15 protein-coding genes are annotated in these 13796 nt (G+C 56.9%); all 15 read left to right on the top strand.

Annotated features, from left to right (window positions below):
• Positions 1 to 1299, top strand: a complete 1299-nt coding sequence (gene nuoF / locus AC2FIZ_RS05960) for an NADH-quinone oxidoreductase subunit NuoF (RefSeq protein WP_281972838.1) — start codon at positions 1 to 3, stop codon at positions 1297 to 1299.
• 5 nt (positions 1300 to 1304) lie between these two features.
• Positions 1305 to 1721: an MAPEG family protein gene (locus tag AC2FIZ_RS05955; protein ID WP_496790742.1), complete on the top strand. Its 417-nt coding sequence runs from the start codon at positions 1305 to 1307 to the stop codon at positions 1719 to 1721.
• Entirely contained in the window at positions 1721 to 2104 is a 384-nt protein-coding gene (locus AC2FIZ_RS05950; RefSeq protein WP_281994870.1) for a hypothetical protein, read from the top strand. Before AC2FIZ_RS05955 ends, AC2FIZ_RS05950 begins: the two co-directional genes overlap by 1 nt.
• Positions 2105 to 2202: 98 nt before the next feature.
• A complete protein-coding gene (locus AC2FIZ_RS05945) occupies positions 2203 to 2607 on the top strand; it encodes a DUF5333 domain-containing protein (RefSeq protein WP_271950189.1) in 405 nt (134 codons plus the stop codon).
• Between the two features lie 2 nt (positions 2608 to 2609).
• A complete protein-coding gene (locus AC2FIZ_RS05940; protein ID WP_496790741.1) occupies positions 2610 to 3053 on the top strand; it encodes a DUF5333 family protein in 444 nt (147 codons plus the stop codon).
• An 8-nt stretch (positions 3054 to 3061) separates the two neighbouring features.
• Entirely contained in the window at positions 3062 to 5083 is a 2022-nt protein-coding gene (gene nuoG / locus AC2FIZ_RS05935; RefSeq protein ID WP_281972813.1) for an NADH-quinone oxidoreductase subunit NuoG, read from the top strand.
• A 204-nt stretch (positions 5084 to 5287) separates the two neighbouring features.
• Positions 5288 to 6325, top strand: coding sequence for an NADH-quinone oxidoreductase subunit NuoH (nuoH, locus tag AC2FIZ_RS05930; protein WP_142634879.1), 1038 nt, complete (start codon positions 5288 to 5290; stop codon positions 6323 to 6325).
• Between the two features lies 1 nt (position 6326).
• Entirely contained in the window at positions 6327 to 6821 is a 495-nt protein-coding gene (gene nuoI / locus AC2FIZ_RS05925; protein WP_037307839.1) for an NADH-quinone oxidoreductase subunit NuoI, read from the top strand.
• Positions 6818 to 7228: a carboxymuconolactone decarboxylase family protein gene (locus tag AC2FIZ_RS05920; protein WP_496790739.1), complete on the top strand. Its 411-nt coding sequence runs from the start codon at positions 6818 to 6820 to the stop codon at positions 7226 to 7228. Before nuoI ends, AC2FIZ_RS05920 begins: the two co-directional genes overlap by 4 nt.
• On the top strand, positions 7225 to 7827 hold the full coding sequence (locus AC2FIZ_RS05915) for an NADH-quinone oxidoreductase subunit J (protein ID WP_281972815.1): 603 nt from the start codon (positions 7225 to 7227) through the stop codon (positions 7825 to 7827). Before AC2FIZ_RS05920 ends, AC2FIZ_RS05915 begins: the two co-directional genes overlap by 4 nt.
• Positions 7828 to 7865: 38 nt before the next feature.
• The gene (locus AC2FIZ_RS05910) at positions 7866 to 8312 is read left to right on the top strand and encodes a hypothetical protein (RefSeq protein ID WP_281972816.1); all 447 of its coding nucleotides are present in this window, start codon (positions 7866 to 7868) and stop codon (positions 8310 to 8312) included.
• 4 nt (positions 8313 to 8316) lie between these two features.
• Positions 8317 to 8622 carry an NADH-quinone oxidoreductase subunit NuoK gene (gene nuoK, locus AC2FIZ_RS05905; RefSeq protein ID WP_050602759.1) on the top strand — a complete coding sequence of 102 codons (306 nt, stop codon included), beginning with the start codon at positions 8317 to 8319 and terminating at the stop codon, positions 8620 to 8622.
• Between the two features lie 6 nt (positions 8623 to 8628).
• The gene (gene nuoL / locus AC2FIZ_RS05900; RefSeq protein ID WP_496728874.1) at positions 8629 to 10779 is read left to right on the top strand and encodes an NADH-quinone oxidoreductase subunit L; all 2151 of its coding nucleotides are present in this window, start codon (positions 8629 to 8631) and stop codon (positions 10777 to 10779) included.
• Positions 10779 to 12323 carry an NADH-quinone oxidoreductase subunit M gene (locus tag AC2FIZ_RS05895; RefSeq protein ID WP_281972818.1) on the top strand — a complete coding sequence of 515 codons (1545 nt, stop codon included), beginning with the start codon at positions 10779 to 10781 and terminating at the stop codon, positions 12321 to 12323. The genes nuoL and AC2FIZ_RS05895 overlap by 1 nt, the downstream gene beginning before the upstream one ends.
• A gap of 15 nt (positions 12324 to 12338) precedes the next feature.
• On the top strand, positions 12339 to 13781 hold the full coding sequence (gene nuoN, locus AC2FIZ_RS05890; protein WP_271950168.1) for an NADH-quinone oxidoreductase subunit NuoN: 1443 nt from the start codon (positions 12339 to 12341) through the stop codon (positions 13779 to 13781).
• Positions 13782 to 13796: the final 15 nt, after the last annotated feature.

The following is a 13796-nucleotide window of genomic DNA, read 5'->3' as shown; positions in this document are numbered from 1 at the left end:
ATGCTGAAGGATCAGGACAGGATCTTTACCAACATCTACGGGATGCATGAGCGTACATTGCGCGGTGCACAGGCCCGGGGGCATTGGGACGGCACCGCTGGCCTGATCGGCAACGGGCGCGACTGGATCATCCAGACGATGAAGGATTCAGGGCTGCGCGGCCGGGGCGGCGCGGGTTTTCCAACCGGTCTGAAGTGGTCCTTCATGCCCAAGGAAAGTGACGGTCGCCCGTCCTATCTGGTGGTGAACGCGGATGAATCCGAGCCTGGCACCTGCAAAGACCGTGAAATCATGCGCCACGATCCGCATACGCTGATCGAAGGCTGCCTGATAGCCTCTTTCGCGATGAATGCGCATACTTGCTATATCTACCTGCGCGGGGAATACATCCGCGAGCGTGAGGCGCTGCAGGCCGCGATTGACGAAGGCTATGACGCCGGTTTGTTGGGCAAGAACGCCGCTGGGTCAGGCTGGGATTTCGACTTGTTTCTGCATCACGGGGCGGGCGCCTATATCTGTGGTGAAGAAACTGCCCTGATCGAAAGCCTTGAGGGCAAAAAGGGCATGCCGCGGATGAAGCCACCGTTCCCGGCGGGCGCAGGTCTGTATGGGTGCCCGACCACGGTGAACAATGTGGAATCCATTGCGGTAGTGCCGACGATCTTGCGTCGCGGGGCCGACTGGTTCGCAGGTTTTGGCCGTCAGAACAATGCAGGCACCAAGCTGTTTGCGATCTCGGGCCATGTGAACAACCCCTGTGTGGTCGAAGAGTCAATGTCGATCCCGTTTGAACAGCTGATCGAAACCCATTGCGGCGGCATTCGCGGCGGCTGGGACAATTTGCTGGCGGTTATTCCGGGTGGTTCGTCGGTGCCCTGTGTGCGCGGTGAGAATATGCGCGACGCGATCATGGACTTTGACCACCTGCGCAACGATCTGGGCTCGGGCCTGGGTACGGCTGCCGTGATCGTGATGGATAAATCCACCGATATAATCAAAGCGATCTGGCGATTGTCGAAGTTTTACAAACATGAAAGCTGCGGTCAGTGCACGCCGTGTCGCGAAGGCACCGGATGGATGATGCGCGTCATGGACCGCCTTGTGCGCGGTGAGGCCGAGTTGGAAGAGATCGACATGCTGTTTGACGTAACCAAACAGGTGGAAGGCCACACGATCTGTGCCCTCGGTGATGCGGCAGCCTGGCCAATCCAGGGCCTGATCCGCAATTTCCGGGAAGAAATCGAAGACCGCATCAAGGCCCAGAAATCGGGCCGCACGGGTGCGATGGCAGCGGAGTGATTCAAATGGAAGTATTCTCGGACTATGGCCATGCACTTGCATCGGTGATGATCTTCACCCTCGTCGTCCTGTTCCTAGCCCCATTTTCGGCAATGGCCAAACAGGGTAAGGGGCTGGCGCCAGGCGCCACGCCCGAGCAAGATTATTCAGACAGGGCCTATCGGATGAACCGTGCTTATCTGAACGGCACTGAAACGCTTCCTGCTTTTGCGGCGGTTACGATCGCGGCAATTTTGGTGGGGGTCAGCCCGTTTTGGGTAAACTTGCTCGCCTCGGTGGCACTGGTTTCGCGTCTGGCAATGCTGTTTGTTCATCTGCGTGGACTGGGTAAGCCGAACTCTGGCTTGCGCTCGGTTCTTTACGTGGTTGCCTGGCTTTGCATGTTCGTGATGGGGATCATGGCATTGGTGGCGGCGTTTTAATGATTGAACGAACTGTTGATCATGTGACCAGAACCAAGAATGTTTCCTTCATCGGCGCAGTTTTACTGTTGGTGGCGGTTTCGGCCTGCGGGCTGATTAAGCCTTCGGAAGATCGTATTCTATTCGATGGCAAGTCGTTCAGAGCCAAAGCAAAGCACATCAACAAAAAAGCGTCCCCTTCGGATTTCACCGTTGTGATCAAAGGAGTATCTGCCTCATTGGATGGTGCACGCGAGGCCGGCCGTTATGAGGGCACCAAGTTTTGCATCGCGAATTTCGGATCCTCCAGGATCGACTGGAAGGTCGGGCCGGATACCGAACCACAAAACCTTCAGATCAACGATGACAGACTAACCTTTGCCGGGAGCTGCCGCCGTCCATGAAGCGGGTTTTTGCATATCACGCCGTGACAGGCCCATTGCTATTGCATAGCAATGCTGACCTCCGTCGTCTTGGTCTTTCCAAGACGAAAGGATTTGTCATGTCTGGTATCAAAATGCTTGCCGTTGCAACGGCGCTGACACTGCCTGCGGTTGCTTTGGCTAAACCTCCCTTGCGCGAAGTCAAAGAGATCGACAACGAACTCTATTACATCGCAATCGCGAACGAAATTTCGGAATACTGCCCCTCCATCAGCGGACGGCGTATGAAGGCGATTGGTGTGATGTGGGGCTTGCGGTCGAAAGCGAACCAGTTGGGCTATTCCGACAGTGAAATCCGCTCCTATGTCGATTCGGATGCAGAAAAAGACCGAATGCGCGCCAAGGGCGAGGCCTATCTGGCCCAAAATGGCGTGTCGTATGACCGGCCGAATTCCTTCTGTACGCTTGGTCGCGCGGAAATTGAAAGAAACAGCGCCATCGGCGTGTATTTGAGGGCGAATTGAGTATGGGTTTCAGAGCTTTGATGACGGGCTTTGCTGGTGTTTTGCTTTTGGTCTTAGCTGGATGCGAGTCAACATCCAGCCAAGCTTTGGACGCTGACACATCTCGCGCTCAGTTTCGTACACAGGTTCCGCAGAGCCTCTATGATGTGGCCTTTGCCAACGCTATGGCAGAGCAGATTGCAGGCGGTTGTCCGAATTTGTCGCTCAATCGATCGCAGATCAGGCAAAGCATGAAAACGGTAGCTGACGACCTAGAAGCCAAGGGGTATCGGGAAAGTGATTTTGTCTATCTCGAAAGAAATTTGCCGCGGAAGCGGATACAGGACGACGCTATTCGCTATATCCAAGGAAACGGCATCGTGATTGGCGTTCCAGATACGATGTGCTCGGCAGGGCGAAGCGAAATCGCCAAAAAATCTGCTATCGGCACATTCCTGAAAGGGTAGTTTAAATCATGTCTGACCTCCGCAAAGTTAACATCGACGGACAGGAAATCGAAGTCGATGGTGCGATGACCCTGATTCAGGCCTGCGAACAGGCCGGGGTCGAAGTGCCGCGCTTTTGCTATCACGAGCGTCTGTCGATTGCCGGGAACTGCCGGATGTGTCTGGTCGAAGTTGTTGGGGGGCCGCCTAAACCTGCGGCCTCTTGTGCCATGCAGGTGCGCGATCTTCGTCCGGGGCCGGAAGGGCAAGCACCGGTGGTCAAAACCAACTCGCCCATGGTCAAGAAGGCCCGCGAAGGAGTGATGGAGTTCTTGCTGATCAACCATCCACTGGATTGCCCGATCTGCGATCAGGGTGGCGAGTGCGATCTGCAGGATCAGGCGATGGCTTATGGCATGTCGGGCACGCGGTTTAAGGAAGCCAAGCGCGCGGTCGATGATCTGGATCTGGGTCCGCTGGTTGGTACCGCGATGACCCGCTGCATCAGTTGCACCCGCTGCGTGCGCTTTACAACCGAAGTGGCCGGGATCACTCAGATGGGTCAAACCGGACGGGGCGAAGACGCCGAGATCACGTCATATCTGAACCAGACGCTGGATTCGAATCTGCAAGGTAATATCATCGACTTGTGCCCCGTCGGGGCGCTGACCTCGAAACCCTATGCTTTTACCGCGCGCCCTTGGGAACTGATCAAGACCGAAAGCATCGACGTGATGGATGCATTGGGTTCGAACATTCGTGTGGATACCAAAGGGCGCGAAGTCATGCGCTTTTTGCCGCGCAATCATGATGGCGTGAACGAAGAATGGATCAGTGATAAGACGCGGTTTGTGTGGGACGGCCTGCGTCGTCAGCGGCTGGACAAGCCATACTTGCGTGAAAACGGTAAGCTGCGCCCGGCGACGTGGCCCGAGGCGTTGACCAAAGCGGCCGAGGCGTTGAAAGGGGCTGAAAAGCCCGCCGGTATCGTGGGCGACTTGGCCCCGGTCGAGGCTACGTTTGCTCTGAAGCAGATGATTGAAGGGCAGGGCGGGGTTGTCGAAAGCCGTACCGATGGCGCCAAGTTGCCAACGGGCAACCGCGCGGCCTATGCCGGGACCGCTGCGATCGAAGATATCGACAGCGCCGAGCGCATTCTGCTGATCGGAACCAACCCGCGTGATGAGGCGCCGGTGCTGAACGCGCGCATTCGCAAAGCCTGGGCGCATGGGGCCGAGATTGCTGTGGTCGGCCCGGCAGTCGATCTGACCTATGACTACCACCATGTCGGCGATGATCGTGCGGCATTGCAGCAGGTGGTGGATATGGGCGGAGATGATGAGGTCAAGGGCAAACGCTCGTTGGTCATCATTGGTCAGGGTGCATTGCAGGAAGCGGATGGCGCTGCGGTTTTGGCCGCTGCGCAAACCATTGCGGCGAATACCGAAAGCGGTTTGATTGTCCTGCACACAGCCGCCTCACGTGTTGGTTCTATGGATGTCGATGCCACCAACGAAGGTGGCATGGATACAATCAGCGCGGCGGATGTGATCTATAATCTCGGTGCCGATGAAGTTGAAATCGGCGACGGCGCCTTTGTCATCTATCAGGGCAGCCATGGCGATCGAGGTGCGCACCGCGCCGACGTGATCCTGCCGGGCGCAGCCTATACCGAGGAAAACGGCCTGTTCGTGAACACCGAAGGCCGCCCGCAACTGGCGATGCGTGCCGGGTTTGCACCAGGTGAGGCTAAGGAAAACTGGGCGATCCTGCGCGCTTTGTCTGCCGAACTGGGTGCGACGCTGCCTTATGACTCGCTGGCGCAACTACGCACCGCGCTGATCGAGGCGGTGCCGCATCTGGCCCGTATCGACGAGGTGATCGAAAACGAGGTTCAGGCGCTGAAGCTCGGCCCTCTGGGCAAGGCGAGCTTCCGTCACACCGTCAAGGACTTCTACCTGAGCAACCCGATTGCACGGGCCTCGCAGTTGATGGCTGAGCTATCGGCGCAGACGCAGGCACGCAAAGGCGAAAAGATCGCGGCGGAATGAACCGAAACTCTGTCATATCGCATTTCGACCCTGTGCTGGTCGGACAGGGGCTCGCCCCTGTTTTGCCTATGAAACGGAATAAAAAGGGTGGCGTAGAGGCTGCAGATGCTGTTTACACCAACGCGCCGACCCAGACGCACTTTACGCAGGCACATGGCCTTAGCATTTCGTGCGGAAAACGGAATACCCACGGTGTGAGGACCAATGGCTGAATTCTTTAACACCCCAGGCGGAATAGCCCTCATCATTCTGGCACAAGTGCTTGCCGTTGTGGCCTTTGTGATGATCTCGCTGTTGTTCCTTGTCTATGGAGACCGGAAGATCTGGGCGGCGGTTCAGATGCGCCGTGGCCCCAACGTGGTGGGCGTCTATGGCCTGCTGCAATCGGTGGCCGACGCGCTGAAATATGTTGTTAAAGAGGTGGTTATCCCAGCGGGTGCAGACCGCACCGTCTTTATCCTCGCGCCGTTGACCTCATTTGTTCTGGCGATGATCGCCTGGGCCGTGATTCCGTTCAACGACGGCTGGGTGCTGTCGGATATAAATGTCGCCATCCTGTATGTCTTCGCCGTGTCCTCGTTGGAGGTTTATGGCGTGATCATGGGGGGGTGGGCGTCGAACTCAAAGTACCCTTTCCTTGGCTCATTGCGCTCTGCCGCTCAGATGATTTCCTACGAGGTCTCGATTGGTCTGATCATCATCGGTGTGATCCTGTCGACCGGGTCGATGAACTTCGGTGACATCGTGCATGCGCAAGACGGGCGCTTTGGGTTCTTCAGCTGGTACTGGTTGCCGCATTTCCCAATGGTCTTCCTGTTCTTCATCTCGGCGCTGGCCGAAACCAACCGCCCACCGTTTGACCTGCCAGAGGCGGAATCCGAACTGGTCGCGGGCTATCAGGTCGAATACTCGGCCACGCCTTTCCTGTTGTTCATGGCTGGCGAATATATCGCCATTTTCCTGATGTGCGCGCTGACCACGCTGCTGTTTTTCGGCGGCTGGCTGTCCCCGATCCCGGGCCTGCCCGACGGCGTGTTGTGGATGGTCGCGAAGATGGCGTTCTTCTTCTTCCTCTTCGCAATGGTCAAGGCGATCACGCCGCGCTACCGCTATGACCAGCTGATGCGGCTGGGTTGGAAAGTCTTCCTGCCCTTCTCGCTGGCTTGGGTAGTCTTCGTGGCCTTTGCGGCGAAATTCGACTGGTTCTGGGGGGCATTCGCCCGTTGGAGCGTAGGAGGCTGACATGACCCAAATCGACTACACCCGCGCCGCCAAGTACTTCCTGCTACAGGACTTCTGGGTCGGCATGAAGCTGGGACTGAAGTACTTCTTCGCACCGAAGGCCACCCTGAACTACCCGCATGAAAAGGGTCCTCTGTCTCCGCGTTTTCGCGGTGAACACGCCCTGCGTCGCTATCCCAACGGTGAAGAACGCTGTATTGCCTGCAAACTCTGCGAGGCGATCTGCCCTGCACAGGCCATTACAATCGACGCCGAACCGCGCGAAGATGGCAGCCGCCGTACCACGCGCTATGACATCGACATGACCAAGTGCATCTATTGCGGTTTCTGCCAAGAGGCCTGTCCGGTCGATGCCATTGTCGAAGGTCCGAACTTTGAATTCGCGACAGAAACCCGCGAAGAGCTGTTCTACGACAAGGAAAAACTGCTCGATAACGGCGAACGCTGGGAAGCCGAGATTGCCCGCAATCTGGAAATGGACGCGCCGTACAGATGAGTGACACGCCCCAAAATCCGTTTGAGCTGATGATGAAGCAGGCGCAGGACATGGCCAAGGCGATGAACCCTGCGATGGAGAGCTTCTCGCCCAAAGGGTTCGAAACTCTATGGCCGACCATGCCGAAAGAAGTCATGGAGATGATGTTCGGCAACACCGTCAACAAAGACGGGTTGGATGCCAAGACTCGCCTGTTGCTGACACTGGCCGGGCTGACCTGTCAGGGCGCGCAGGCGGATGCGGCGGTGCGTCAGACCGTGCGCCACGCTGTGGAAGCCGGTGCCAAGAAACAAGAGATCGTGGAAACGATCGGTCAGATGTCGGTGTTTGCCGGCATCCCGGCCATGACCCGCGCGCTGGAATTGGCGCAAGAGGTCATGGGCGATAACGAGGATACGGATCAATGACCGTCTTTGCCTTCTACCTGTTTGCCATCAGTGCCATCACCGGCGGGCTGTTCACGGTGATCAGCCGCCAGCCGGTGCATTCCGTGCTGTGGTTGATCCTGTCCTTCCTGTCCGCGGCAGGATTGTTTGTGCTGCTGGGGGCTGAGTTCGTGGCGATGCTGCTGATCATCGTCTATGTCGGCGCGGTCGCGGTTTTGTTCCTGTTCGTCGTGATGATGCTGGACGTGGATTTTGCTGAGCTCAAGGCCGAGATGGCGCGCTATATGCCGCTGGCCCTGCTGATCGGTCTGGTTATCCTGATGCAGTTTGTCATGGCCTTTGGGGCTTGGGACAGCGCGCAGGGTGCTTCCGCCAATCTGGCACAGCCGGTTCCGGTGGATCGTCACAATACCGAGGCACTGGGTGTCATCCTTTACGACCAATACTTCCTTCTGTTCCAACTGGCGGGCCTGATTCTGCTGGTGGCCATGATCGGCGCCATCGTGCTGACGCTGCGCCACCGTCAGGACATCAAGCGTCAGGACATCATCGGCCAGATGATGCGCGACCCGGCCAAAGCGATGGAGTTGAAGGACGTGAAACCGGGGCAGGGGTTGTGAGGTTCGGTGCCATCATATCTGGTTTTGCTGTGGCAAGTATGCCTTTGTCAGTAGTCGCGTTTCCAATAACGGAGTGCGATGGCCTGCCGTTGTTGTCCCATCATTGGATTGCAACTGAGCACCAAGTGATCGGTGACGGAGTTGTAGCTTTCTACGAAGCCGGCGGTCTTTGCGACGAAGAATTGGGATGCACGGAATCGACATTCCTAAAAATTTCAGCTTGCGAGACTGGGCAAACACTTAATGTCGTGACGCAACTCAACAGGGAATACGACAATACCCTTCTGGATCGAACTGACGAGGCAAGTGAAACCCTACAAAAACTGGCCAAAGGTGGTGCAAGCCATTCGTGGGATTCGGTGAAAAAGACATTCGATCAGAAAGCCTTCGACGTCAGCGAAATCACGGAAACGAATGAAAACTGCGCCTGTGCGGCGGCTTTTCCAGAGCTCCGTAACGGGAAAGAGAAATTCGAGGGACTATGAGACGATGATCGGACTTGAACACTATCTTACGGTCGCGGCGACGCTGTTCGTCATCGGCATCTTCGGTCTCTTCCTGAACCGCAAGAACGTCATCATCCTGCTGATGAGCATCGAACTGATGCTGCTGGCGGTGAATATCAACCTTGTGGCGTTCTCCAGCTTCCTGGGCGATCTGGTCGGGCAGGTGTTTACGCTGTTCGTGCTGACCGTGGCGGCGGCCGAGGCGGCGATCGGGCTGGCCATTCTGGTCTGCTTCTTCCGCAACCGCGGCTCGATCGCGGTTGAAGACGTCAATATGATGAAGGGGTAAGGGCACATGGAAACCACCATCCTCTTTGCCCCGCTGGTGGGCGCGATCCTGTGCGGGTTCGGCTGGAAGTTCATTGGCGAGAAAGCCGCCATGTGGACCGCCACGGGCCTGCTGTTTCTGGCCTGTCTGCTGTCGTGGATCGTCTTCCTGACGTTCGACGGCCACACCCAGCAGATCGAGATCATGCGCTGGATCGAAAGCGGCTCGCTCTCGACAAGCTGGGCCATTCGTCTGGACCGGCTGACAGCAATCATGTTGATCGTGGTGACGACCGTCTCGGCGCTGGTGCACCTGTATTCCTTTGGCTACATGGATCACGATCCGCAATGGCGCGAAGGCGAAAGCTATAAGCCACGCTTCTTTGCCTATCTGTCCTTCTTTACCTTCGCCATGCTGATGCTGGTGACCGCAGATAATCTGGTGCAGATGTTCTTTGGCTGGGAAGGTGTGGGCGTCGCGTCTTATCTGCTGATCGGGTTCTATTACCGCAAGCCAAGCGCCAATGCGGCAGCGATGAAGGCGTTTATCGTCAACCGGGTTGGGGACTTTGGCTTTGCGCTTGGCATCTTTGCGCTATTCCTGTTGACCGACAGCATCAATTTCTCGGACATCTTCGCCTCTGCCCCGGCATTGGCCGAAGAGAAGCTGCACTTCCTCTGGGGTGAATGGACCGCGATCGAAGTGATCTGCGTTCTGCTGTTCATCGGTGCGATGGGCAAATCGGCACAGTTGTTCCTGCACACCTGGCTGCCGGATGCGATGGAAGGTCCGACACCTGTATCAGCCCTGATCCACGCCGCGACCATGGTGACTGCGGGTGTATTTTTGATCTGCCGCATGTCTCCGCTGATGGAGTTTGCGCCGGGTGCGACCGGGTTCATCACCTTCCTCGGCGCTTCGACGGCTTTCTTTGCAGCGACCGTGGGTCTGGTACAGACCGATATCAAACGCGTCATCGCCTATTCGACCTGCTCGCAGCTGGGTTACATGTTCGTGGCCGCAGGCGTTGGCATGTATTCGGCGGCGATGTTCCACTTACTGACCCATGCGTTCTTCAAGGCGCTGCTGTTCCTTGGGGCCGGTTCTGTGATCCACGCGATGCATCACGAGCAAGAGATGACGGAATATGGCGGGTTGCGGAAGAAAATCCCCTATACGTTTTGGGCGATGATGATCGGTACGCTGGCTATTACTGGGGTTGGCATTCCTCTGACCACATTTGGCTTTGCCGGGTTCCTGTCGAAAGACGCGATCATCGAAAGCGCCTTTGCGGGCGGTACGGGCTATGCGTTCTGGATGCTGGTGATTGCGGCGGTATTTACGTCATTCTACAGCTGGCGTCTGATTTTCCTGACCTTCTATGGCGAGCCGCGCGGGGACAAACACACGCACGACCATGCGCATGAAAGCCCGTTGGTCATGCTGGTTCCGCTGGGCGTTCTGTCGCTGGGTGCGGTTTTCGCCGGGATGATCTGGTATGGCAACTTTTTTGGCCACACCGACAAGGTCGGCCAGTTCTATGGCATTCCGGTTGCAGAGGCTTCGGTGGATGGCCACGCGGCAGAGGGCGCGCATGGGGACGATACCCATGCCGAAGATGATCACGGCGACGATACGCATGCGGATGCCGGTCACGCGGAGGACAGCCATGGTGTGAAGGACGCGCAGGGCGGCGATCACCATTATGCCTTTGTTGGGACGCCCGGAGAAGGCGCGCTCTACATCGCACCGGACAATCATGTGCTGGACGATGCGCATGCTGTTCCGAAATGGGTCAAGGTCTCACCCTTCGTTGCGATGCTGCTTGGTTTCATCGTGGCCTATTGGTTCTATATCGTGAATACGACGTTGCCCGCGCGCTTGGCAGCAAACCAGCGTCCGCTTTATCTGTTCCTGCTGAACAAATGGTACTTTGATGAGATCTATGACGCGATCTTCGTCAAACCTGCCTTGGCACTTGGGCGGTTCCTGTGGAAACGCGGAGACGGCAACACGATTGACGGTTTCCTGAACGGGGTAGCGATGGGCATCGTGCCATTCTTCACCCGCCTCGCAGGCAAGGCGCAGACTGGTTACATATTTACCTATGCCTTCTGGATGGTCCTGGGAATTGCTGCCCTGGTCACCTGGATGTCGATCGGCGGAGGCGCACACTAATGGACAATATCCTCTCGATCGTCACCTTCATCCCCGCAGCGGCGGCCGCCATACTGGCGCTGTTTCTGCAGGGCGACGACGCAGCCGCGCAACGCAATGCCAAATGGGTGGCCATGGTTGCGACGACGGTGACCTTCCTGGTCTCGATTGGCATCTATACTGGCTTTGATCCTGAAAACACCGGCTTCCAGATGGTGGAAGAGGGCCAGTGGCTGATGGGTCTGAAATACAAGATGGGTGTGGATGGCATCAGCGTCCTGTTCGTGTTGCTGACCACTTTCATTATGCCGCTGACAATTCTGGCCAGCTGGAATGTGACAGACCGCGTCAAGGAATACATGATTGCTTTCCTGCTGCTGGAAACGCTGATGCTTGGCGTGTTCATGGCGCTGGACCTGGTGCTGTTCTACCTGTTCTTCGAAGCGGGTCTGATCCCGATGTTCCTGATCATCGGCATCTGGGGTGGTAAGGAGCGCATCTATGCCAGCTTCAAGTTCTTCCTCTACACGTTCCTTGGCTCTGTGCTGATGCTGGTGGCTATGGTTGCGATGTATGCGGATGCAGGCACGACGGATATCGAAGCGCTGATGGCGCATCATTTCTCGTCCGACAGCTTTACCGTTCTGGGCATCCATATCGTAGGCGGTATGCAGACGCTGATGTTCCTGGCGTTCTTTGCCTCATTTGCGGTGAAGATGCCGATGTGGCCGGTCCACACCTGGCTGCCGGATGCACACGTTCAGGCGCCGACCGCAGGGTCGGTCGTGCTGGCGGCGATCCTGTTGAAGATGGGTGGCTATGGCTTCCTGCGGTTCAGCCTGCCGATGTTCCCGGTGGGGTCGGCGGTGATGACCGATCTGGTGCTGTGGATGTCGGCCATCGCTGTAGTTTACACATCGCTGGTTGCTCTGGTGCAGGAGGATATGAAAAAGCTGATCGCTTATTCCTCGGTCGCACATATGGGCTTTGTCACCATGGGCATCTTTGCGGCAAACCAGCAGGGTGTCGACGGAGCCATCTTCCAGATGCTCAGCCACGGGTTCATCTCGGCAGCGCTCTTCCTGTGTGTCGGCGTGATCTATGACCGGATGCACACCCGCGATATCGAGGCCTATGGCGGTCTGGTGATCCGGATGCCCGCCTATGCGCTGGTCTTCATGCTGTTCACCATGGCCAATGTCGGTCTGCCGGGCACCAGTGGTTTCGTCGGAGAGTTCCTGACCCTGATGGGCGCATTCCAAGTCAATACCTGGGTGACTGCTGTGGCCGCGACTGGTGTTATCTTCTCGGCGGGATATGCTTTGTGGCTGTATCGTCGGGTCGTATTTGGCGATCTTATCAAAGAAAGCCTCAAGGCGATGACTGATATGAGCTCGCGCGAGCGGTTGATATTTGCCCCCCTGATCGTCATGACGATCCTGCTGGGTGTGTATCCATCGCTGGTAACAGATGTGATTGGCAACTCGACTGCCGCGCTGATTTCGAACTATGATACGGCTCTGGCCGCGGCTGAGACCGCGACCCAGACAGCCGCCTCGCATTAAGGAGGCTTTGGAGACATGATCCAGGCTGATCTGACAATTATCCTGCCAGAGATCGTTTTGGCACTATATGCGATGGCGGCATTGCTTGCGGCTGTTTACACCACCAAGGACGGGCTTGCGCCGACATTGGTCTGGGTGACAGCAGGGCTGATGGCGCTGCTGGCGTTCTGGATCGCAACAAATGGCGACGGAACAAACATCGCGTTTAACGGCATGTTTGTTGATGACGGGTTCTCGCGCTTTGCCAAAGTGGCGATCCTGCTATCTGCCGCAGCCGTTTTGATGATGAGCCAGGACTATATGACCCGCCGCGGGTTGTTGCGTTTCGAATACCCTTTGCTGGTGGCGCTTGCCGCTGTCGGCATGATGATGATGGTCAGCGCGGGTGACCTGATGTCTCTGTATATGGGTCTCGAGCTGCAATCGCTGGCACTCTACGTTGTGGCTGCGCTGCGTCGTGACAGCGCCAAATCCACCGAGGCTGGCCTGAAATATTTCGTTCTGGGCGCGCTTAGCTCGGGTTTGCTGCTGTATGGGGCTTCGCTTGTCTACGGCTTTACGGGTACCACGCTGTTCTCGGGCATCATTCAAACAGTTCACCACGGCGATGTGACCCTTGGGTTGCTGTTCGGGATGATCTTCCTGATCTCGGGGCTTGCGTTCAAGGTATCGGCCGTTCCGTTCCACATGTGGACACCCGATGTCTATGAAGGATCGCCCACACCAGTCACTGCCTTCTTCGCCACGGCGCCCAAAGTGGCCGCTATGGCCCTGTTTGCGCGCGTGTTGCACGACGCATTTGGAGGTGTCGTAAAGGACTGGCAGCAGGTGATCGTACTCTTGTCTGTTCTGTCTATGCTGCTGGGGGCCGTGGCTGCCATCGGACAACGCGACATTAAACGGCTGATGGCGTTTTCGTCGATTGCCCATATGGGGTATGCGCTGATCGGACTGGCGGCTGGGACCGAGCTGGGTATCAAGGCGATGCTGATGTATCTGGCGATTTACGTGACCATGAATGTCGGAACTTTCGCCTTTATCCTGATGATGGAACGGGACGGTAAACCTGTTACCGACATTGACGCCTTGCGCCAGTATTCCAAACGCGATCCGGGTAAGGCTCTGGCCGTGCTGATCCTGATGTTCAGCCTTGCCGGTGTTCCACCGATGCTTGGGTTCTTTGCGAAATTCGGCGTCTGGCAAGCGGGTATTGAGGCTGGCCTGACCGGTCTGGTTATCATGTCTGCCATCGCCTCGGTGATCGGTGCATTCTATTACCTACGGATCGTATACTATATGTATTTCGGTGCCGAGAATGACGACCCGATCGACGCAAATTCGTCTCCGGTTCTATGGGTTGCTCTGATGGGGTCAGCTGCATTGATGTTGGTTGGCGTATTCTATCAGTTTGGGATTGAGGGCGCAGCGGCAGCTGCAGCGGCGACGCTTGTTAACTGATTTCGACCATTGCCC

It is taken from the genome of Ruegeria sp. CDSB022 (assembly GCF_059611145.1).
Note: the sequence above shows the minus strand (reverse complement) of the source record. Positions and strands in the feature narration are given on the sequence as shown.

Excerpts from the sequence above, each read along its gene's own strand:
- AC2FIZ_RS05955 (WP_496790742.1), top strand. The coding sequence starts at position 1,305 with ATGGAAGTATTCTCGGACTATGGCCATGCACTTGCATCGGTGATGATC.
- AC2FIZ_RS05910 (WP_281972816.1), top strand. The coding sequence starts at position 7,866 with ATGCCTTTGTCAGTAGTCGCGTTTCCAATAACGGAGTGCGATGGCCTG.
- nuoG (WP_281972813.1), top strand. The coding sequence starts at position 3,062 with ATGTCTGACCTCCGCAAAGTTAACATCGACGGACAGGAAATCGAAGTC.
- nuoK (WP_050602759.1), top strand. The coding sequence starts at position 8,317 with ATGATCGGACTTGAACACTATCTTACGGTCGCGGCGACGCTGTTCGTC.
- nuoF (WP_281972838.1), top strand. The coding sequence starts at position 1 with ATGCTGAAGGATCAGGACAGGATCTTTACCAACATCTACGGGATGCAT.
- AC2FIZ_RS05895 (WP_281972818.1), top strand. The coding sequence starts at position 10,779 with ATGGACAATATCCTCTCGATCGTCACCTTCATCCCCGCAGCGGCGGCC.
- AC2FIZ_RS05920 (WP_496790739.1), top strand. The coding sequence starts at position 6,818 with ATGAGTGACACGCCCCAAAATCCGTTTGAGCTGATGATGAAGCAGGCG.
- nuoH (WP_142634879.1), top strand. The coding sequence starts at position 5,288 with ATGGCTGAATTCTTTAACACCCCAGGCGGAATAGCCCTCATCATTCTG.
- AC2FIZ_RS05950 (WP_281994870.1), top strand. The coding sequence starts at position 1,721 with ATGATTGAACGAACTGTTGATCATGTGACCAGAACCAAGAATGTTTCC.
- nuoI (WP_037307839.1), top strand. The coding sequence starts at position 6,327 with ATGACCCAAATCGACTACACCCGCGCCGCCAAGTACTTCCTGCTACAG.
- AC2FIZ_RS05945 (WP_271950189.1), top strand. The coding sequence starts at position 2,203 with ATGTCTGGTATCAAAATGCTTGCCGTTGCAACGGCGCTGACACTGCCT.
- nuoN (WP_271950168.1), top strand. The coding sequence starts at position 12,339 with ATGATCCAGGCTGATCTGACAATTATCCTGCCAGAGATCGTTTTGGCA.
- nuoL (WP_496728874.1), top strand. The coding sequence starts at position 8,629 with ATGGAAACCACCATCCTCTTTGCCCCGCTGGTGGGCGCGATCCTGTGC.
- AC2FIZ_RS05940 (WP_496790741.1), top strand. The coding sequence starts at position 2,610 with ATGGGTTTCAGAGCTTTGATGACGGGCTTTGCTGGTGTTTTGCTTTTG.
- AC2FIZ_RS05915 (WP_281972815.1), top strand. The coding sequence starts at position 7,225 with ATGACCGTCTTTGCCTTCTACCTGTTTGCCATCAGTGCCATCACCGGC.